The sequence below is a fragment of the uncultured Ruminobacter sp. genome, assembly GCA_902764345.1.
GTDB lineage: Bacteria > Pseudomonadota > Gammaproteobacteria > Enterobacterales > Succinivibrionaceae > Ruminobacter.
The window spans coordinates 1-22,546 of record CACWVT010000008.1; the positions used below are offsets into that span (position 1 = coordinate 1).

Here is a 22,546-nt window from a genome sequence, read left to right on the forward strand (position 1 = left end):
TGGCTGACTTAAATAAGAATCAGCTGGCAAATCTGGCGATGAAGGCTTAATTTGGTAAAAAATTTATTTTATAGGTTTTTATAGATCCAAAATAGCGGAATTGCGGCGATTTTTCAGTTCCGATAATTATGGGAAAGCCGTGAAATACAATGATCTTTCATTCATAATTGAAGCCCTCCAATAAATAATTCTGTTAAAACAGCATAATTCATATATAATGCAAAATCGTGTTTTATTTTTAAAATTCGAGGTTTATGACAATGGATTTATTTGCAACTGCATATGCTGATGAAGGCGTTCAGACTGCTGCCAATACGGTTCCTGCCGGCGGCCCTGACATTACATTTCTTGTGATGATGGCCGTAGCTTTTGCCTGCTTCTATTTGTTTGTCCTGAGACCGGGCAATAAAAAGAACAAGGAGCGTGCCGAGTCTTTAAAGAAGCTTGAGGTGGGTGACGAAGTTCTTACCAGTGGCGGTTTAATCGGCAGAATCACCAAGGTTAATGAAGACCTTGATCTGCTGACAATTGAAATCGCTCCGGGTACATCAGTAAAAGTCAACAGACAGTACGTTGTAAGTCCTTTACCAAAGGGAACTTATGATGAACGTAAGGTCGAATCAAACAAGCAGAAGAAATAAAAAAATTTCGTGCTTTATGTGTGTGCGGGTATCAGATACCTGCAGGAGAATGCAAGGAGTAGGTTTTGATAAACAAATATCCTTTATGGAAAAATTTGCTGATACTGGCAGTTCTGATTGTTGGCGCAGTATACGCATTGCCTAATCTTTACGGTGAAGATCAGGCTATCCAGATTAGCGGTTCCAAGGGGATAACCCTGGAAAGCGAAGATTACCAGAAGATTGAAGGTGTTATCGCAAATGACTGCCCTGACTGTGTTGTTGAAAGAAACGAAGGTCAGGCCCTCATTCGTTTCAAGGATAACGATTTGCGCCTTCGCATGAAGGAAAAGCTGGTAGGTGAACTCGGTGACAATTACATTGTTGCCCTTAATCTTGCCGCAGCAACACCGGAATGGTTAAAAGCCATCGGTGCCAAGCCGTTAAAGCTCGGTCTTGACTTAAGAGGCGGTCTGCACTTCCTTATGGAAGTTGACATGGACGAAGCCATCAAGAAGATTGTTGCTCAGTCAATACAGGATTTCCGTACCGAACTCCGTGAGGAGAAGATCCGTCTGTCAGGTATCAGAAGCATCGGTCAGGACATCGTGATTACCTTCCGTGACGAGGAAACCCGTAACAAGGCCCTCAGACTGTTATCAGGCAAGCATCAGGATTTAACCTTTACCGAAGGTGATTCCTCTTCCTCATTTGAAATCAAGGCCGTAATGAAGCCTGAAAAGATCAAGGAAGTAAAGACTTATGCCGTTGAACAGAACATCAACATCATAAGAAACCGTGTTAATGAACTCGGTGTTGCGGAACCTCTGGTTCAGAGACAGGGTGCGGATCGTATTATTGTTGAACTTCCGGGTGTTGAAGACTCAGCAAGAGCCAAGGAAATCTTAGGTGCCACTGCTACCCTTGAGTTCCGTCTTGTTGATCAGGCAGCCGACCTTCAGAGCGCCGCAAGCGGTGTGGTATCCTCAAACGATGAGGTTCTTACCGACAGAAACGGCAGACCTGTGGTCGTAACCAAGCATGTCATTCTTACCGGTGACCATATCATCGACGCCAAGAGCGGCATGGATGAAAACGGTCGTCCTGAGGTAAACATCAGCCTCGATTCAAAGGGCGGCAACACCATGTCTAACTTTACCAAGGATCATATCGGTCAGCCTATGGCAACAAACTTTATCGAGTATAAGGTTGTTGACGATCAGAACGGCGGCGACGGTGCCGTAAAGTTCAGAAAGGTTGAACAGATTATCAACGTTGCCACCATTCAGGCCCGTCTCGGCAACAAGTTCCGTATTACCGGTCTTGACAGCCCTACGGAAGCACACAATCTGGCGCTGTTACTCAGAGCAGGTGCCCTGATTGCTCCTATCCAGATTGTTGAGGAAAGAAACATCGGACCAAGCCTCGGTAAGCAGAATATCGATAACGGTATGAGAGCGATGATGTACGGTCTGATAGTTCTCGGTCTCTTCATGATCGTGTACTACAGAGCTTTCGGTATCATTGCCAACCTGGCCCTGATTTTTAACATGGTTCTGCTTGTGGGCGTAATGTCCATGATCCCAGGCGCCACCATGACCCTTCCGGGCATTGCGGGTATAGTTCTTACCATCGGTATGGCCGTGGATGCCAACGTACTTATTTACGAACGTATCCGTGAAGAAATAAGAAACAACCGCGGCGTGCAGCAGGCAATCAATCTCGGCTATGAAAGAGCCTTTGTTACCATTATGGACTCCAACATTACCTCCATTCTGGTAGCTCTGATTCTGTTTGCCGTCGGTACCGGTGCGGTTAAAGGTTTCGCCCTTGTTCTGATGATTGGTCTGGTTTGCTCAATGTTTACCGCAGTTACATGCTGCCGCGCCATTGTAAATCTCATCTGGGGCGGTCGTGATGTTAAGAAGCTGGCTATTTAAAGGAGGACAGAAATGTTTCAAATCATAAAACCGGGAACAGTTATTCCTTTCATGAAGATAGCCAAACTGGTGGAAATTATCTGTATTGCCGCAGTACTGTTCTTTATCGGCTGTCTCTGCACCAAGGGACTCAACTGGGGTCTCGATTTCACCGGCGGTGTGGTAATTGAGGTTCAGTATCCAGAAGAGGCAAATCTGGAACGTATCCGCGGGGATCTGGCAAAGTCCGGCATTTCCAATGCGGTGGTTCAGAATTTCGGTACAACCCGTGACGTATCAATCCGCATTCAGCCTAAGGGTGAGGAAAATCAGAAGGATATCACCGAAAAGGTTAAGGTCGTTGTATCTGAACATGACAAGAGAGCTCAGGTTACCCGTTCAGAATACGTTGGTCCTGCCGTGGGTCAGGAACTGGTTGTAAGCGGTGTTATTGCCGTTCTGCTGTCACTGGTTATCCTGCTGGTGTACATTGCTGCACGTTTCGAGTGGAGAATGGCTACCGGTGCGATTATTTCCCTGGCGTATGACGTTATCGTGGTACTCGGTATCTTCTCCGTGTGGGGTATCGAGTATGACCTGACTGTTCTTGCAGCGGTACTGACCGTTATCGGTTATTCATTAAACGATAAGATCGTTGTGTTCGACCGTATCCGTGAAAATGCCAGAAAGCTGCACAAGATGGCCATGGTGGATTTGTTCAACAGATCTCTTACCGAGACCTTCTCAAGAACAATAATCACCTCACTCACCACCATAATTACCGTTGCGTCACTGCTTATTTTCGGCGGTGAAATGATTTTCGGGTTCTCTCTGGCTCTGTTAATCGGTATCGTATTCGGTACATTATCATCAATTTACGTGGCTTCAACCTGGCCTTTATTACTCGGAATCTCAAGGGAAAATCTCCTTGTTACCGAAGTTAAGAAGGATGTTGAGGAAATTTCTGAAGCAGATTACTGATTGAAATCTTCCGAAAAACGCAATTGATTCGTAAAGCCGTTCCGACAGTATGCCGGAACGGCTTTTTCATCCGTAAGAGCCGATATGTGACCTAATGATGGTGGCAGTTCTCATTTTTCATGAATAACGCATGGTCGGTAAGACGTTAAATATTATAATCTTTAGTATCCGGCGGTTCCTGCAGATACGGGGAAGAACCGTCAGCCTCATAATAAATAATGCTTCAGCGCTGCCCCGAAACAGCGTTTTATATCCTCTGAATCAGCATAATGTCAGTTAATGCAATGGAAAATAGTAATGTTTAAGAAAATCATCCACACGGCCGTAACGGCATCCTTGACAGTCATGCTTTCGGCATGCGCATCAACCGGGACGGAAACGGCTGACGGACATATCAATCCTGATTTCATTAAGATTGAATTGCCGCGCGTCGTTACACCGGCTGAACAGCTTAACATGGTTAAACTGTCCCAGGTTCTGGGAAACACCAAGCTCAATCATACCCAGGTAAGCGTGGTTATGTGGCACCGTGCCGAGCTTTATAACCGCATGGGACTGGATTTTCTGTCAGTCCTCAGTCTTCTGGGATGCGTCAACGAGGATAATCAGAATTCCGACTGCTATCGTGACTACGGCGGAGCCCTGTACAGTCACGGCAAGTTCCTTGAGGCTTACGATGCTTTAGACGGGGCACTGGAACTGAGTCCAAAGGATAATGCCGCCCATTTCAGCAGAGGTCTTGCCCTTTACTACGGTAAAAGGGAGAAGATGGCTGAAGAGGATTTTTATAAGGTTTATCTGAGTGACCGTCAGGATCCTTATTTTCAGCTGTGGCTGTTCTATGCGGAATATGCCTCAGATCCGGAAAAGGCCGGAAAGAATCTTCTGAGCAGGTACCGCATGATTAATGTGAAGGATCTGTCCTTCGGAACCAGGGTGCTGGAGGTTTATCTGAATATCAGATCAGAAAAGGATTTGTGGGATCATATTTTTGACGGAACCAAGAATTACATTGAAAGAAATGAAAGACTCTGCGAAGCCTATTTCTACATGGGTAAGATGCATCTCATGAACGGGGAGACCACGAGGGCTCTGGATTACTTCAAGCTGGCAAGAACCACCAACGTAAGCTATTTCCTCGAGCACAGCAATGCGCTGCTGGAGATTCACATGCTTGATACCGAAAATGAGTATGATGACATCGGCTTTGATGAAAAGATGGTAAACAGTGAAACCGGAACGCCGCAGTAATCCGCCTTCCCGGTTGGTACAGGCCGCCGGGATGAAGTCATGAAGTCCGGGAGGCCGATAATACACTCTTGTATTATCGGTCTCCTTGTGTTAGCTTTATCCACGGCGTCATGATGTCGCGCACATGACTTTTTTCGGGTTCGGGTCATGGCCGGCAATGCTGCGGAGAGAGTTTTTGGGGACTGATAATCGGAGAAAAAAGATGTCAGACAACTACGGTTCAGAAAAATATGAATGTCTGAATAACATGGTGATAATTCTGGTGGACCCAAGCCATTACGGCAATATAGGTTCGGCCTCGAGAGCAATGAAGACCATGGGATTATCGAAATTAAGAATTGTTTCATCAAACGGCAGTATTATTACCGATGAGGCCCTGGCTCTGTCAAAGGGTGCGGCTGACGTCCTGAAAAGTGCCGAGGTTTTCTCCACACTTGATGAGGCTCTTGCCGACGTGACGTTTGTTGCCGGTACGTCTGCTAGACACCGCAGCATAGAACTTCCGCTTTATCAGCCGCGTGAGGCCGTGGAGAAGATACGTCCGCACCTGATGAACGGCATGAAGTGCGCCATCATGTTCGGCAGGGAGAGAACCGGGCTTACGAACGAAGAACTGCAGCGCTGCGACATTCACATCAACATAGATGCCAATCCCGAATATTCATCACTGAATCTGGCAATGAGCGTGCAGGTGCTTTCCTATGAACTGAGACAGGCATGTCTGCGTTCCGGAAATCAGGAACCTGCGGCTGATTTTGATGAGGGACTCCGTAAGCCGAAGCATTCGGATCTGGAGCAGTTCTATAATTTCATTGAGAAGAATCTCTGTGACTGCGGATTCCTTAAAAAGAATCATAACGGCAGTGTGATGGGGCAGATAAGGCGTGTCTATGCCAAGGCGGACATGAGTGCCCATGAACTCAGAATCATATACGGAACCCTGGCATCAATGCTTAAGCACAGAAAGGACGGCGGAGAGTAACGCCGAAGCAGGCAGACCCGGTGCCGGTCTGACGGTGACGGATCATGGGGCTGCCGGCAGACCGGTTTTACGAAAATCCTGACGGTCAGGAGTGAGATCGTCAGGATTTTTTTGTCTGAAGTCGAAAGGAATCCGTAATTCAGAGGTATCTTTACCGGTAATATACACAAAACATGTTTGTGTTTCGTATAACAACAGAATACTTTAATATTATTGACGTGATTCACGAATATAAGGAAAAGAGGTCATTTTTATAAGATAATTATATTTAAATATCATGAAAAAGCTTTCATTATGTTTAAAATTTGTTAAAATTAACAAAATATTAAATCAGGAACAAGTCCTGATTTTTTTAAACATGTCCTTTTTTTCCATTTCCAGAGTGAATCCATATGAGTAACAGAATGTTAAGAATCAACGGCCTTTCCCTTGCCGTTGGTTTGGCAGTTGCCATCCCGGGGTTTGTCGTGTCTGATGATGCTCAGGCCGCCGGTGTCATAGCTGCAACCCATATATATCATAATCACATGCCTAATTTCTGGCCTTACTACAATACCGCAGATTACGAAAAGGCTGCCGTAGGTGATCCGATAAGATACGCCTATGACGGTCAGGTATTCAGGATTAAGGAAAACCCTCCTGCAGATTACACTTATTTTCTGCCTAAGAAGGGGACTCCGATGCCTCACGACAATCTGCAGCAGTATTATGACAGGGATGCAAAGCGCAACGCCTATACTTCATGGCCTGCTCAGACCGCCCGTGCCAACAGCGGGGCCCATCCGTTAAGCCAGACACAGGTAACAATGTCTGCTGCCGTAATCAATAACGTGCAGAGCTTTGCGGAACTTAATATTTTTGACTTCTTCAAGGAAGGCTGGTCTTCCGACTGGAAGTCAACCGTGGGTTCTCTTAAAACAACCAACGGCTTTAATGCCCTGGAACCGATTCATTTTACCGGTCACCATTCAATGGGACCTCTTGTCGGCCCAAGATATTTCCTCAAGGATCTTATTTATCAGAACGTAACCCTGCAGCGTGATTACTTCCTCGGTGCGGACAAGTTCAGATCTTCGAAGGGCTTCTTCCCGACAGAGCTCGGTTTCTCCGAAAGACTTATCCCAACCCTTACCAAGCTCGGCATTGAATGGTCTGTTGTGGGTAACAACCATTTCTCAAGAACCCTGAAGGACTACCCGTACAACTATAAGGATCCTTCATATGATACCCTGGTATCCCCTCCGAACAGGGCTGATCTGCAGAATACATACGAAGCAGGTGAATGGGTAAGGGTCGGCATGTCTCATGAACAGCAGCAGATTGTGAATAAGTTCCCGTTCTGCGACATTCCTCACTGGGTTCAGTATGTTGATCCCGTAACCGGCAAGGCTGATAAGATAGCCGCCATTCCGGTGGATCAGAACGGTTCCTGGCTTGAAGGCTGGGAAGGTGAGGCAAACGCGCACACCGAAATCGAACGTTCAAACTACGTTGCAGACGCAAATGGCAGAACCATGTACTACGTAATTGCCCATGACGGTGATAACGGTGAAGGCCGTGCCGGTTCAATCAGCACCTGGCTGGCTTCCGGTTCCGAATACAGTGCCGACGGAGTCGTCGGTATGGGTGTGGAGGAATATCTTAAGGCCTATCCAATCCCTGAATCCGACATTCAGCACATTCAGGACGGTTCATGGGTTGATACCCGTGATTCCTCATCAGATCCTGACTGGTATCACTGGCATATTCCGATGGGTGTATGGAAAGGACAGCTCAGTGATTTCAACAAGGCTTTAGGTACCGAATTCGAAATGCCGGTGAATTTTGCCGGAACCCCTATGGGACATGCCGTTTCCATGGAATACGGTTACCATTATCTGGAAAGAAACTTTGCCCTGCTTCAGGCAGCGGAAAACTACGCCGTCACCGCAGAGCAGATCTGGCTTGATGATCATCCTAACTACTGGTCTCCTTCAACAGATGCCGAAAAGCAGGTTACCTACGATGGCAATCAGCTTAACCCTTACATGATGTCATATCCTGTAAAGGGTGATGAGCAGAATGATTACAGGGGCGGCGCAAATCCTGCGGAACTCGGCTGGTACTTCCTGATTTCATCAATTGATTCAGGTTTTGGTTACTATGATGAAAATACCGATGATAACGTGAAGCCTTCTCTCGGCTTCAACCAGTCACTGTACTTTACCGAACCTTATGTTACCAAGAATGCGGCAAAGGACAAGACCGGACCTTCAATGTGGTGGGTTCAGCGCTATCCTACCAATCCGGGTTCCGCAAACAGCGGCAAGGCTGAAGGCTGGACTCCTATGTATGCCGACAATACCTTTGCCGTTTATACCTATGCCTATGACGTAAGCGGCATAAAGGATGTCAAGGTTTACGTCCGTGCCCACAAGAACAAGAGCATGGGTCCTACCGACATCGCTCCGCGCGTATATGATCCAAAGGCACTCGGTATCAGCGGTGATGCAGTGGGTGAATGGAAAGTATATGACACCAAGGTCAGGGATCTGACTCCTGACATGAACGGTGTGGCCTGGCAGGATAATGAGGTAAGTCTCAACTATAAGGTAATACCGGCCAAGAAGATTGCAAGCACCTATTATGCCTACATCAGCGATTTCAGGGACCAGCTGGTTGACTACTACATGGAAGCTACCGATACCCGCGGTAATGTTACCAGAAGTGAAATCAACCACACCTACGTCGGTGCCGGCAGATACAATCTGGTAGACGGTGCCTACATTGAAGACGTTAACGGTGAAATCGAAGGTTCACACATGTTCTTTACCGACGGTTCCGTCGTGCTTACTGACAGCGTAACCGTTTACGCCAAAGCAGGTGATGAATCAGTTACTTCCGTATACCTTGAACACAAGGACAAGGGTACTTCAGACTGGAACGGCGTGGAAATGAAGAAGGTCGGGGACACCACCTATTTCAAGACCACCGTGACCTATACCCGTGATGCCACCTGTGCCGATATCAGGGTCAGGGAAAACGGCGGTTCTTACTATAACGGTAACTCCGGCACCTGTCTCAGCAAGGGAACCTACGTCATCGGAAAGGACGGCAGCATAACTGAAGGGGCTCCTACCGATATCGTTACCCCTGTTACCTTCTACTTCAAGCCTGCATCATCACTTACCAGTGTCTGCGTTCACTACCGCGGTACTCCTCAGACCGGTGACAAGGGCTGGACTGCCGCACCGGGCGCTGCCATGACAGCACAGAAGAACGGCTGGTGGAGTTACACCGATACCGAAAGCTTCGGTGCCGAAATCTCCGGACTGGAATTCCTGTTCAACGACTGCGGCAACAGCTGGTACAAGAGCTCAAGCAACGGAAACTTCGTACTCAATTCAGTAGGCGACGTATGGGTTGACGGTACCAAGATGGGAACCGGTACCCCTGCAGAGCTTGATAATTCAAACAAGGCTCCGACTGCGGTAATTTCCGCTTCATCACTGAACATCAAGCAGGGTGAAAGCGTGACTCTTGATGCTTCAGGTTCAACCGACTCCGACGGTTCCATTGTTTCCTATAAGTGGAACACCGGCGAGACTTCGTCAAAGATTACGGTAACTCCTGATGAAACCACTGTTTACACCGTAACTGTAACCGATAATGACGGTGCAACCGCCACCAAGTCCGTAACCGTTAACGTTGAACAGCTGGCATGTGCCGTGGATCCGTTCTGGTATCTGCAGGCTGATTTCCTGGCAACAGTTCAGGGTGGTACGGTTAATCTTACAGATAATACCTATTTCGGTGAAAGAAAGAACTGCACATCTCCGGTAACCTCAACCGGAGTCAAGGTGTCCGAACAGTGTCTGGAGACCTTCGGTTCAGGCCCTGACTGCGGTCTTGTATACAGCTGGGATTTCGGAGACGGTTCATCTTCTTCAGAAACCTTCAGCGTTTCACATACCTACCAGCAGTCCGGCACCTATACCGTTGTGCTTAAGATCAGCAGAAACGGATCAGCATCAGATGTTCATACCGTAACAAAGAACTTCACTGTTGACGTTCCTCAGATCATCATGCCGGTGGCTAAAATCACGGTTGACAAAACTGAGATAAACAAGGGTGAAAGTCTTGTTCTCAAGGGAACCTCCTCAACCGGTAATGAACTGAGCTATCTCTGGAGCACAGGGGAAACCTCTTCTTCAATTACCGTTCAGCCTGAGGCAACCACCGTTTACACCCTTACCGTAACTGATAAGGACGGCAATACTTCTGAAAAGGCCAGCGTAACCATAACCGTGAAGGACGTGGTGAACCATGCTCCCGGCGTGTCCGTGGTAACATCTGCAGATAACGTGAACAGAACCGTCAAGAGCGGTACCACCGTAACTCTTGATGCTTCAGGTTCAGCAGATGAGGATAACGATCAGTTAACGTTCCTGTGGTCAAACGGCAAGACCGGTGCCGTAATTACCGAAACCCTTTACGAAACCACCACGTTTACCGTTAAGGTAAGTGACGGCAAGGCTGAATCAACAGGTGCCGTAACCATTACCGTTGTTGATGACAATGCCGCTCCTATTGCCAGAATCAGTACAAAGCAGACCGAGGCCGTAGAAGGCACCGAAATGACCTTCGACGGTTCAAGTTCAACTGATGACAAGGCCGTAAAGAAATATGAATGGGCGGTTAACGGTACGAAGTACGGTACCAACAGCAGCTTCACCCATAAGTTTGAAACCGCAGGTACATACGTTGTGACCCTTACCGTTTACGATGAAGAAGGCCTTTCAGGTTCACAGGCGGTAACCGTTACCATTGTTGCTGCCGAGGAACCTGTTGTTGAATTCACCATTTCAGGAAGCACGAATGTAAACATCAATGAAACTGCCGTGTTTACCACCTCTCTGGTGAATGCCGAAGCCTCATCATACTCATGGTATATTGACGGTGAAAAGGTTAACGGTTCTCAGAGCTCACTGAGCCATCAGTTTACCGTAGCCGGTACCCACGAGGTTAAGGTTGTCGTTACCGACAAAAAGAACGTGCAGCATCAGGCAGTAAAGCAGGTAACCGTGAACAATCCGTATGTAAGTACTCCGGTAAAGGTTGAAAACGGAAGTCAGAATCAGACCAAAAATAGCGAAATCCGTTTCGTGCAGTCAGATTCCGATGACAGAACCCCGGTTTCAATTGAAAGCCGTAAGATCATGAGCTTTGTGATTTCAAACATTTCTCATGAGGCTACCGTCCAGGTTGTAAGACTTCCTGACCAGAACGTAAAGACCTCCGGCGAACGCGTATGTCAGATTTTCAGCGGCTATGTTGTTGACTGCGACGCAACCGACGGTGTGGACTACAATCAGGTTTCCAACGATGCAACCGTTGATCTCAAGTTCATTCAGGCAGGCAGCTATGAAGTTAGAATCAAGGGTAAGAACCTTGCCGAAAGTGACTTCAGCGGCTATATTCCGGTAAGCGTTACCGAAGAAGAGAACAATATCGGTTCAAGTGAAGAAGAGGTTGGTTCAACTCCTTCAGAAAATACCGGCAGTTCTTCAGGCAAGAAGGGCGGCGGTGCCATCGGACTGTTTGATCTCATTCTTATGGCCGGTGCCGGTATCTTCGTGAGAAGACGCAGAAAGTAAGATTATATTATTAGACTTAAGGTGATTAAAGGCGGATCCCGGAAACTGAAGGGCTCCGCCTTTTTAGTTGATTTTTACCATGAATGAATTTATTATAGGTGTAAGCCGTTGCTAACAGAAAGGATGGTATTTAATTATGAGATATCATTACAGGGTTCTGGGAATAGACTGTCCGATGTGCGCATTAAGTCTTTCCGGAATGCTCAGGCGGATTAAGGATTTGCAGTCGGTTAACCTGAACATAATGACCCATGATCTGATTATATATACCTGGCTGGAACAGAATGAGCTCGATGCCGTTCTGGGCAGTAATGCGATATCGGTTCACGGACAGCTTGAGTACAGACTGATAAGCGCTTCATGATCTGAACAATCTTATACCAATATAACGGATTCGGAATATCCTGATGACTGACGTAAACAAGAACATTAATGAGTGCTTTACCCTGCACGACGCCAAGGCCGAGTGTCTTGACAAGCTTAAAAAGGCAAAGGTAAGAATGTCAAAGCAGCGTCTTGAGCTGCTTGATCTGCTTTTTTCCGGAACTTTTAACTGTACCAAGGAACTCTATTATGAGGCCCAGTCAAGAAATCCTGAACTGGGAATGTCAACAGTATACCGTTTCCTTAAGGTTCTGTATGACGTGGGCGTTATTTCAAACAACAAACTTCTGGACGTGAACTGCTCCAACTGTAATTTCAAGCTGGCTGCCTTAAGGGATCACGAAGGTCAGGAGTTAAGGGCCGACGGGCTGGATCTCCAGGAGCTTTTAAGACTGGGAATGGTGGTCAAGGGACTGATTAAGTCTGACGAAAAAATTGACGTAAAGATGCAGGATGATTCCGTCTATATTTCCGTGCTTAACGGAAAATAGTACCCGGCGGAAATCCTCTCTGAAAAAGAAAAAGCAGAACTGAACCGTCACACGGATAATAAAAAGAAAGAGACGGTTCTTTCAGGATGCTGACCGAACCTTCACGAAGCTGCTGACGTAAGGTCCGGTGCGGTATTCCAAACGGACATTTTGGTGTTTATCGGTAAGATTTTTTGGCGGAATGTCGGTGTATCCGATGTTCCCTTTTACAACTGAAAATAAGGAATACAGATGTCCAGAACAATCATAATAGGCGGTTCCGCCGCAGGCGCAACCGTTGCGGCAAGGCTCAGAAGGCTTGATGAACACTGCGAAATAGTCATCTATGAGAAAGGCCCGGATATTTCATATGCAAGCTGCGGTCTTCCGTATCATATCGGCGGGGTTCTTCCCGGAAAACAGTCTCTGGTGGTTACGTCCGTCGGAGCTTTTGTAAACAAATACAATGTTGACGTAAAACCTCTGCATGAGGTTCTTGAAATTCATCCCGAAGACAGAACCGTGACCGTGAGACGTCTCGCGGACGGAAAAATAATCACTGATTCCTATGACAGTCTTGTTATTGCCGCAGGTGCGTCTCCTGCAGTTCCGGGGTTCATAAAGGGGGCTAATCTTTCGCAGATAAAAACACTGAGAACCATAGAGGATGCCGACACCATCAGAAAGGATGTGGTGTCCGGCAGGATTAAGTCGGCAGTCATAGCCGGCGGCGGTTTTATCGGTGTGGAGCTTGCCGAGAATCTGATACGTTCGGGAGTCAGCGTGACGCTTGTTGAACTGAAGTCTGAGGTTCTCGGAGTCATGGATTCCGAACTCGGCAGACTGATGACAAAACATCTCCGAAGAAACGGCGTGGATGTCAGAACCGGAACTGGTATTAAGGGGTTTACCGTAAGTTCCGCAGACGGCAGGGAGACTGTAGATGCGGAGCTTACCGACGGAACACGCGTGGAGAGTGATCTGGCGGTTCTTGCCCTTGGAATCAGACCGAATACGGACATCCTGAAAAATACCGGCATCAGCACGGATGAGAAGGGCTTTATCAGGGTGAACTCTTATTTTGAAACGGGAGTTGACGGCATTTATGCGGCGGGTGATATTGTTGCCTTAAATCATGTCGTGACGGGTAAGCCCGTAAGCAGTGCCCTGGCAGGTCCGGCCGTGCGCGGAGCCAGAATAATCGCCGGCAGAATCGCGGGACTTGAGGAGGTTTCCGGATTCCCGGGAACAACCGGAAGCGGCATAGTTCAGGCCTTTAATCTTCAGGCCGGAATTACCGGATTCGGTGCAGAGTATCTTGAAGCCTCCGGTCTTGTAAGGGGAAAGGATTTCTTCACGGCCCTGGTTTCACAGAAGTCGCATGTCGGCTGGTTCCCGGGAGCAGGATTCCTGTTCATCAAGGGGATGTTTGAAAAAAAGAGCGGCAGGATTCTCGGTGTGGAGGCCGTCGGTTCCGCATCGGTTGACAAGGTTATTGATGCGGTTTCGGCTCTGATTCTTAAACACGGAACATACCGTGATCTTATGGAACTTGATGCGGCCTATGCACCGCAGTTCAATGCCCCGAAGTCTCCGCTCAACATGCTTGGGTTTACCGCTGAGAACATTGATCTGGGACTGGAATCTCAGACGGAGATTCAGGAGCTGCTGCGGATTATTGAGGATATGGAGCGGAACGGCGGCAGATCCGGGGAATATTATCTTCTGGACGTCAGGGAGCCGTCAGAGGTTATGTCCCTGAGACTGCCATGTTTCAACAACATTCCGCTCGGAACCCTGAGGGACAGTCTTGCGGAAATACCGAAGGACAAAACGGTAATCATAACCTGTGCCGTCGGAGTCAGGGCCTGGAACGCCGCCAGAATTCTTGCCGGAAACGGATACAGAACATCAGTTCTTACGGGCGGAGCCTCACTCTACGCCATGTATAAATAGCACGGACTGACCGTTTTCGGGCTTTTGTGCGGACGGACGGGCATCATTCTGAGGTGCCGTCCCGTGGAGGACATTCTTCGTAAAATATGCGGAGATGTCCTCCGTTCTTATTCTTTCACATCGTCTCCTGCGGTGTCTTATCCTCTGCGCTTACGGTAAATTGCCAAAGGCGGATTCGTGTTCCGAACAGTTCTGTTCTATAAAAATGTGAGGAGTGATATAATTTCAGCCGGTTAATTTATCACTTTGTATTTATTCAAGATTGTCTGAATCTGATTTTTTAGGTGGAATATCCATGAAACTTCCTGTTTATTTAGATTATGCTGCCACTACTCCGGTGGATCCAAGGGTCGCAAAGAAGATGGCTGAATGCCTGTGTCTTGAGGGAACCTTCGGTAATCCCGCTTCCAAATCACACATATACGGGTGGCAGGCCGCCGAAGCCGTGGATATTGCCAGAGGACAGATAGCCGATCTCATCGGTGCCGATACCAGGGAGATTGTATTTACCTCAGGTGCCACCGAATGTGACAATCTGGCTGTTACCGGGGTTGCTCTCGCCAGTCTCGGCGGCAGCAGAAAGAAGATAATAACCTCGGCAATTGAGCACAAGGCCGTGCTTGACCCGTGTCATTATGCGGAAACCCTGGGATACGAAGTGGTATATCTGAAGCCTGATGCTGACGGGCTTGTGACTCCGGAAATGCTGGAGGAAGCAATTGACGACAATACCCTGCTGGTAAGTCTCATGCATGCCAACAACGAGATTGGCGTCGTGCAGGACATCAGCAGACTTGCGGAAATAGCCAAAAGCCACGGTGCACTTTTCCACAGCGACTGTGCACAGAGCGCCGGCAAGGTCAGAATTGATGTAAACACCATGCCTGTGGATTATCTGTCACTTTGTGCACATAAGGTCTACGGACCGAAGGGCATAGGTGCGTTTTATGTCCGAAAGGGGGCTCAGAGACCAAATCCCGTAATAAGGGGAGGCGGACATGAAATGGGTATGCGCAGCGGTACCCTGGCCACTCACCAGATTGTGGGAATGGGTGAAGCCTTTGCTCTGGCAAAGGCCGAAATGAAACAGGAAAACAAGAGAATCGAAGGTCTCAGAAACCGTCTTGCCGAAGCTCTTCTTTCCCTTCCGGAAACATCAGTGAACGGTACAATGAATTCCCGTCTTCCCGGAAATCTCAATGTCACCTTCCGCGGTATTAACGGAGAGAACTTCATGCTGGCTCTGAGAAACATAGCGGTATCCACGGGATCCGCATGTACCTCGGCGTCTCTCAATCCTTCGTACGTGCTTAAGGCTCTGGGCTTAAGCGATGCCGACGCCCACAGTTCCATCCGTTTCAGCCTCGGTCGTTTTACCACGGAAGAGGAAATCGATTATGCCATCGGCGTGATTTCGGAGGAATATCAGAAGCAGCGTAAACTCGGCAGTCTCTGGAAGGTTTAAACAGACAGCGTTATTCCCCGTGCACTCCGTCTGAGTGCACGGGGCGGCAACCGCCGTAAATCGGCGGCGCTTTTTTAGTTGGATTATCTCCTATCTTGGAATGATTAAATGGAAAATACAGAAGATTTCTTTGTTCTTAAGGTTTTTAAGGCAGCTCCGGGAACCGCGACCGCTCCATATCTTAAGGACTGTGCCCTCAGCTATTCGGAAGAAGGTGCCTTTATTCATGCGGATACCGCGGAAAAGAAGAGTTATCTCAGAGCCGTTCAGGCGGCCGGTAAGAATATTTCGTCTGCAGGATACCGCAGGGTTGAACTTGCCGACAGGGAAGGTTTTAAATGGACAGAAGAAGATGCCATGTCCTTCTTCCTCGGTTTCCGCAGCATTAAGAACGGAGCCGACATCGTTTATCCGCAGGATCTCGATACCGAATCCTTCAGAACCGTAAGAAGCATAATCACCTGGTTAAGGGATACGATTGATGAACCGGCTTCGGCACTTAATCCGGTTTCATACATCGTTTATCTCAACAGTCTGAATGCCATAACGGGAAATGCCCTGACGGTTAAGGCATATACCGGTGACAGACTGCAGTCAGAAAATCTTACGGGACTCATGACCGTCGGCGGCGGCAGTGACAATCCTCCGTGTCTTTATGAGCTGGATTACAATCCTACCGGTGATGAAAACGCACCGGTATTTGCCGCTCTTGTCGGCAAGGGCATAACCTTTGATACCGGCGGATACAGTCTCAAGCCGTCTGAACTGATGCGTTCAATGCATACGGACATGGGCGGCTCCGCCACTGTCGCCGCCTCACTGGCACTTCTTGCCGTCTCAGGTTTCGACAGACGTGTAAAGGCATGGCTGTGCTGTGCGGAAAACATGGTTTCGGGAAAGGCCATGAGAGTGGGTGACATAATCAGTTATCCGAACGGAGTCAGCGTGGTAATCGACAATACCGACGCCGAAGGACGTCTGGTTCTTGCCGACGGTCTCATCCGTGCGGGTAATTCCGGGGCCGAATACATCATTGACGCGGCCACGCTTACCGGTGCGGCAAAGGTTGCTCTCGGAAGGGACTATAATGCGGCAATGAGTCTCAATGCCGACCTGAGCAGCGAATTCGTCAGAAGTGCCGCTTCCGTAAATGAGTATGCATGGCCTCTGCCTTTTGATAAATTCCATCTGGGACTGGTTTCATCACAGCTTGCGGACATAACCAATTCCGCATCCGGTGACGGTATTGCCGGAGCCACCTCTGCTGCGTCATTTCTCAGCAGATTCGTTCCTTCCGAAAAGTGGAATTCATGGCTGCACATAGACCTGGCGGCAAGTTACCGCAAGACTCCTAATGACATCTATCAGATTGGAGCCATGGGACACGGAGCCAGATCCGTTGCCGCATTCATCAGAAAGCTTGCCGGAAGACGGTAGGATGGTAATTCACTGTCCTTAATTCAGGTCAGTAAGCCGACAAATCCCGGAAAAGGTGTTTTCATTAACCTTTTCCGGGATTTTCTTTTTCAGTCTGCCGTCTTGTCCTTTTGAATGACTGTCAGGTGTGTGCGTACATGCATCCCGGCCGGTGATGTAGATATACTTCAAAAATCACGGCGGATGTGAATATCAAAGATCACATTTTGAATGCGGAGGCCTTACCGCAGGCGTTTTTTGAATTATTCTAGATTAAAAGTTTACGGATTCCGTCAGGCTCCGCGATAAAAGTCCCGACCGTCGGGACGGGGAAGAGCGGAACGATTGTGAAACGCCGTACCGTTATATGCCGGTTGCCGCCCCTGGCGGTTCAGGAAGAGGATCGGCAAAGTGTTATTCATAAAGGAGGGTATATGGCATTAGAAAGAACATTTTCAATCATCAAGCCTGATGTTGTGGCTCGCAATCTCATCGGCGACATCTATCACCGTTTTGAAAATGCCGGTCTGCGCATTGTTGCCGCCAAAATGGTTCATCTCAACCGTGAGGAGGCTTCAGGTTTTTATTGCCATCTGCGTTCCAAGCCTTTTTTTGAGGAACTGCTGGAATTCATGATGTCAGGTCCCGTCATGGTTCAGGTTCTTGAAGGAGAGGATGCGATAAAGCGTCATCGTGAGGTTATCGGCGATACTGACCCGAAGAAGGCCCGTGCGGGCTCAATCAGGGCCGACTATGCCACCAGCATAGATCAGAATGCCGTACACGGTTCAGACTGTCTTGAGGCTGCCGAAAAGGAAATAGCGTATTTCTTTACCGATGAGGAACTGTGTCCACGTACCAGATAATTATCATCGGCTTAATGACATCGGGACGGACATGAGTGCCGTTCCCTGCGTATGATTGATGATGCCGGAGCCGGTCCCTGACCGGTTTTCGTCTTTTTTCGGCATGTATATGCGGTTCCGGTGATGCGGACTGCTTTTTTCGGAGGTAAACATGAAAGAAATTCGCAACATACTGATACTTACCGGAGCCGGAATTTCCGCCGAATCGGGAATACCGGTGTTCAGATCGGAAACCGGACTATGGGAGCAGCACCGGGTCGAGGACGTGGCTACCTATGAGGGCTTTATGAGAAACAGACCTCTGGTTCATGAGTTTTACAACAGGATGCGGCGTAATCTTTTCAATGTCAGACCAAATCCGGCCCACTTCGCGCTTGCCCGTCTTGCCAATGAATGGAAAAAGGGCAGCGTATGTCTGATAACCCAGAATATTGACAATCTGCATGAGGCCGCAGGGTCCGGAAATGTCATTCACATGCACGGTGAACTGATGCGCATAAGCTGTGAAAGCTGTGGAGCAGTTGTCGACTGGGATAAGGATTCCTCCGTGGATACCAGATGTCCGAAGTGCGGTGAGGCCGCCATGCGTCCGCACATCGTGTGGTTCGGGGAAATTCCTTACCATATGGAACATATTGACGAGCTGCTTCGTGACTGTGATCTGTTCATGTCGATAGGTACTTCCGGAGTTGTTTATCCTGCCGCAAATTTTGCGAGAATGACACATGCCCTGGGAGCCTATAACATTGAATTCAATCTGGAAAAGTCCGCAACCGCGGGAAGCTTTGACAGAGGTATTTACGGCAAGGCCGGAACCACTCTGCCGGAATTTGTGGACAGTCTTTTGAAAACCGGAAATCTGGATTTTCTGGATCGGTGAGACTGAGTGTTAAGGATAAGCCTTCAGAAGCTTAAATCATTAAATAACGGAAAGCTCCATGGTATCGGAGCTTTTTCTTTATTCAAAACGTATTTTTATAATGCAACAGGGGTTTTCTCCGGATATTAAGCTCAGACATCCGCTGTCATTGCCTTCCTGCATTTTTGTCCGTGCTGTACTGACCGGTGGAATATGATCCCGGATTCCGGATTGCTGCAGGAAGCCTGTGTTTTCAGAAAAATCACCGGCGTTTTTATTCTGCGGACAAAGACGGCTCGGAACCCAGTTGCATATAAATAAAAATGGGACAGTTATCGTGTATTCTGATATAATCACGCAAATAATTGTGTTTATATTAAACTCGGGTAAGTTGTTGTCATAATGTCAGAAAGTAAGATTAATTTATTGGATTTGGATCGCGACGGTCTGAGGGCTTTTGTGGCCGAAATGGGCGAAAAGCCGTTCAGGGCGGATCAGATTATGAAATGGATATATCATTTCGGTGCTGATGATTTTACCAAAATGACCAATATCAACAGGGCCATGCAGGCAAAGCTTTCTGAATGTGCATACGTAAAGGCTCCTGAAATCAAGGCGGAGTACCGCAGCAGCGACGGAACCATTAAGTGGGCTCTGGACGCCGGAGACGGTCAGCTGATTGAGACCGTGTACATCCCTGACGGTGACAGGGCTACGCTGTGCGTGTCAACTCAGGTCGGGTGCGTGATTAACTGTGCGTTCTGCGCCACCGGTGCTCAGGGCTTTAACCGTAATCTTTCCACCTCCGAAATTATCGGGCAGGTGTGGAGGGCTACCTCCGTTATAGGCTTTACCCCGAATCCGAAATTCAGAGCCATTGATAACGTGGTTCTTATGGGAATGGGTGAACCTCTTCTGAATTTTGACAATACCGTGAGAGCCATGAAGATCATGCTTGATGACTTCGGCTTCGGACTGTCCAAGAGAAGGGTAACCATTTCCACTGCCGGTGTGGTTCCGGGAATTGACAGACTGGGTGATGCCATAGACGTGGCACTGGCCATTTCACTTCATGCTCCGAATGATGAACTCAGAAGTAAACTTATCCCTCTTAATGATAAGCACAACATCAGCAACATTCTGGCTGCCGTGAAGAGATATGTGGATAAGTCCAATGCCAACAGCGGCAGGGTTACCATAGAGTACATCCTGCTTGCCGGAGTAAATGACAGACCTGAGCATGCGCACGAGCTGGCAAAACTTCTGGCCAATACTCCGTGCAAGATTAATCTCATTCCGTTTAATCCGCATGAAGCAGGCAGATTCAGCAAGCCGAAGGCTGCGGATATTGACAGATTCTACAGAATCCTTCTGGATTACGGATATACCGTCGTCACCCGCAAGACCAGAGGTGATGACATAAAGGCCGCCTGCGGACAGCTGGCCGGCGAAGTGAAGAATAAACTGAAGAAAATAGCCACCTTCAGCGGAAAGGATCTGTAAGGATTCCTAAATTCCGTAAAGGACGGCAGATTTTAAATAAATATAAAGGGACACAGCTAATGAACATGATGAACAGATTATTACTGGCGGCAGTTGCCACGGGGCTGCTGACGGGATGTATAACGTCCAAGGAAATAATTGTTGGCCGTGATGAAAACGGCAATGAAATTGTCCGCAAGGCGGATGATATTGATTATGAAAAGGCATCACTTGCCAGAATCAATCTGGCATACAGCTTTATGCAGCAGAGGGAAATGAGTTCGGCAAAGGAAAATCTTAACATTGCCGAAAGCTATTCTCCGAATCTTGAGGCACTGCATCTTGCCTGGGGACGCTATTACGATATCGTGGGTGATTACGGCAATTCCGAAAAGAAGTATCAGCTGGCAATCAAGGAATATCCTGAATCCGGCATGAGCTATACCCACTACGGCAGTTTTCTGTGTTCCAGAGGCAGACGTGACGAAGGTCTGAACAACCTGCTTAAGGCAGTTTCAATTCCTAAGTTTGCCCAGATGAGCATGGCCTACGAGGCAGCGGCAACATGTGCATATGAAGCCGGAAAGATAGATGAATCAAGGAAATACTTTGAACAGGCAATGAGCTACGGCGGCAATGCTCCGTCACTCCTGTTCAACTACGCCACCTTCAGCTTCGAGAACGGGGATTATGAGAAGGCGGACAGACTCATGCGCAACTATGACATGTTCCAGCACAGGGACACACCGCAGACTCTGTTCCTTAAAATCAGAATTTCCCAGAAGATGGGTGAGTATGCTTCATCCGAAATATACGGCAGAAAGCTTCTCAAGGTATTCCCTAAGAGCGATGAAGCCAAGAAATTCAAGGCCGGCGATTACTAGAAACGGGGTAGAGGTTTAAACGGAAAATGATAAACAACAGTGCAGGCAGCGAAGCTGCCCAGCTTCTCGGCAACATGTACAGGGAAGCACGTGAAAGAAACAATGTTTCCCTCACAACGGCTTCAGAGCAGTTAAACATCAGAAGTTATCTGCTTAACGATATGGAAAAGGGGCGTTTCGGTCATCTTAAGCTTGGTGACTGTCTCGCATATGCAAAATACCTGTCCGTCGACATCGGCGTGGATGAAATCAACAAGATAAGACAGATCCAGGGCGCATCAGGCGAAACCTACGTTATTGACAGAAAGGTTTATGTGGGCGGTGCCGTGGTTCTCGGCCTGCTGGCGGCAGCCATTCTGGCACTGACCTCCGGTTCAGGAAAGAATGATAACGCTGCACCTGAAAACGGTGTTCTGCAGATTCCGCAGAACGGTGGCAGCGGCGTGATAGAGCTTCCTGCAGCAAATACTCCGCAGACGGTGGAGGTTCCTCTTGTTCAGCAGGCCCCAGCCGCGCAGCAGCCGGCTGCTCCTAAGGTGCAGATGGCAGACACCATGCCTAAGGAACCTGAACAGACCGCAGTGACTGCTCCTGCTCAGCAGAAGGCGGCTTCCGGGGTGGTTGTCGGTCCTGAAAGCGGTGACGTAATCGTTGAAGAGGAAATCAGATTTGAAAGTCTTCCTGACGTTGAGCCGTCTGAGGCTCCGGTTGTTGCCGCACCAAGAACCGAGACGGTAAGAAAGACCGGAACCGCAGGTGCTCCTGTCGCCAAAACCGTTCCTGCCGCAGGTAATGCAGTTCAGCATCAGCCTGCCCGTCAGCCTGAAAAAACTGCTGACGTCAGAAAGGAGGTTAAGCCTCAGAACGCATCACGCAGTGAGACTGCAAAGACAGCGGTAAGCACATCCAAGTCCGCGGTTCAGAATACAGCCGCAGGTGCTGAACGTAAGGCTCAGACCAGAACTCAGACCGCAGCGCCGGCAAAATCAACCGGACTCAAGTCCGGTCAGGTTGTATCACTGGCCGATGAACTCGGATATCAGAAACCTGCCCGCGCATCTCAGACATCTGCGTCAAAGCAGAGCGCAAAGCCTGCCCAGAAGCCTGTTCAGAAGCCTGTTCAGAGCCAGACCGCAACTGCGCCTAAGACTGCTGCTTCCGGCGTGAAATCAGGCAGTCTCAAGTCAGGTCAGGTGGTATCTCTTGCAGATGAAATGGGCTATCAGAAGAAGCCTGCGGCTCCTAAGAGCACCGGTGCGGCCGTTTCATCAGGAAACAGCGCAAAGAGCGGTGTCGTCGGACCGAAGATTACCGACCAGGCTGAAATAAAGAGACGTGCAAGTCAGGTTGTGATTACAGAGGCTGTACAGTAAGT

Annotated in this window: 16 protein-coding genes; all 16 read left to right on the top strand. The window is 48.4% G+C overall.

The window, feature by feature from the left end; genetic code table 11:
- Positions 1 to 260: 260 nt before the first annotated feature.
- Positions 261 to 641, top strand: coding sequence for a preprotein translocase subunit YajC (gene yajC / locus QZU58_RS02620; protein WP_294463364.1), 381 nt, complete (start codon positions 261 to 263; stop codon positions 639 to 641).
- A 65-nt stretch (positions 642 to 706) separates the two neighbouring features.
- Positions 707 to 2,560, top strand: a complete 1,854-nt coding sequence (secD, locus tag QZU58_RS02625) for a protein translocase subunit SecD (protein ID WP_294494558.1) — start codon at positions 707 to 709, stop codon at positions 2,558 to 2,560.
- Between the two features lie 12 nt (positions 2,561 to 2,572).
- On the top strand, positions 2,573 to 3,520 hold the full coding sequence (gene secF, locus QZU58_RS02630) for a protein translocase subunit SecF (RefSeq protein ID WP_294494560.1): 948 nt from the start codon (positions 2,573 to 2,575) through the stop codon (positions 3,518 to 3,520).
- Between the two features lie 297 nt (positions 3,521 to 3,817).
- On the top strand, positions 3,818 to 4,771 hold the full coding sequence (locus tag QZU58_RS02635) for a tetratricopeptide repeat protein (RefSeq protein ID WP_294494563.1): 954 nt from the start codon (positions 3,818 to 3,820) through the stop codon (positions 4,769 to 4,771).
- Positions 4,772 to 4,973: 202 nt separating this feature from the next.
- On the top strand, positions 4,974 to 5,753 hold the full coding sequence (locus tag QZU58_RS02640; protein WP_294494567.1) for an RNA methyltransferase: 780 nt from the start codon (positions 4,974 to 4,976) through the stop codon (positions 5,751 to 5,753).
- Between the two features lie 392 nt (positions 5,754 to 6,145).
- Positions 6,146 to 11,389, top strand: a complete 5,244-nt coding sequence (locus QZU58_RS02645; RefSeq protein WP_294494571.1) for a PKD domain-containing protein — start codon at positions 6,146 to 6,148, stop codon at positions 11,387 to 11,389.
- A gap of 136 nt (positions 11,390 to 11,525) precedes the next feature.
- Positions 11,526 to 11,753, top strand: a complete 228-nt coding sequence (locus QZU58_RS02650; protein ID WP_294494575.1) for a hypothetical protein — start codon at positions 11,526 to 11,528, stop codon at positions 11,751 to 11,753.
- A 43-nt stretch (positions 11,754 to 11,796) separates the two neighbouring features.
- Positions 11,797 to 12,264 carry a transcriptional repressor gene (locus tag QZU58_RS02655; RefSeq protein WP_294460312.1) on the top strand — a complete coding sequence of 156 codons (468 nt, stop codon included), beginning with the start codon at positions 11,797 to 11,799 and terminating at the stop codon, positions 12,262 to 12,264.
- Between the two features lie 231 nt (positions 12,265 to 12,495).
- A complete protein-coding gene (locus QZU58_RS02660; RefSeq protein ID WP_294494579.1) occupies positions 12,496 to 14,199 on the top strand; it encodes an FAD-dependent oxidoreductase in 1,704 nt (567 codons plus the stop codon).
- A 295-nt stretch (positions 14,200 to 14,494) separates the two neighbouring features.
- A complete protein-coding gene (locus tag QZU58_RS02665) occupies positions 14,495 to 15,664 on the top strand; it encodes an IscS subfamily cysteine desulfurase (RefSeq protein ID WP_294494582.1) in 1,170 nt (389 codons plus the stop codon).
- A 108-nt stretch (positions 15,665 to 15,772) separates the two neighbouring features.
- Entirely contained in the window at positions 15,773 to 17,101 is a 1,329-nt protein-coding gene (pepB, locus tag QZU58_RS02670; RefSeq protein ID WP_294494586.1) for an aminopeptidase PepB, read from the top strand.
- A gap of 413 nt (positions 17,102 to 17,514) precedes the next feature.
- Positions 17,515 to 17,946 (top strand): nucleoside-diphosphate kinase, encoded by a 432-nt coding sequence (gene ndk, locus QZU58_RS02675; protein ID WP_294460301.1) that lies wholly within the window; start codon positions 17,515 to 17,517, stop codon positions 17,944 to 17,946.
- Between the two features lie 151 nt (positions 17,947 to 18,097).
- A complete protein-coding gene (locus QZU58_RS02680; RefSeq protein WP_294494589.1) occupies positions 18,098 to 18,826 on the top strand; it encodes an NAD-dependent deacylase in 729 nt (242 codons plus the stop codon).
- Positions 18,827 to 19,207: 381 nt separating this feature from the next.
- Entirely contained in the window at positions 19,208 to 20,308 is a 1,101-nt protein-coding gene (gene rlmN, locus QZU58_RS02685) for a 23S rRNA (adenine(2503)-C(2))-methyltransferase RlmN (protein ID WP_294494591.1), read from the top strand.
- 65 nt (positions 20,309 to 20,373) lie between these two features.
- The gene (locus QZU58_RS02690) at positions 20,374 to 21,171 is read left to right on the top strand and encodes a tetratricopeptide repeat protein (RefSeq protein WP_294460295.1); all 798 of its coding nucleotides are present in this window, start codon (positions 20,374 to 20,376) and stop codon (positions 21,169 to 21,171) included.
- Between the two features lie 26 nt (positions 21,172 to 21,197).
- Complete coding sequence (locus QZU58_RS02695) at positions 21,198 to 22,544, top strand: hypothetical protein (protein ID WP_294494594.1); 1,347 nt, start codon at positions 21,198 to 21,200, stop codon at positions 22,542 to 22,544.
- Positions 22,545 to 22,546 lie beyond the last annotated feature (2 nt).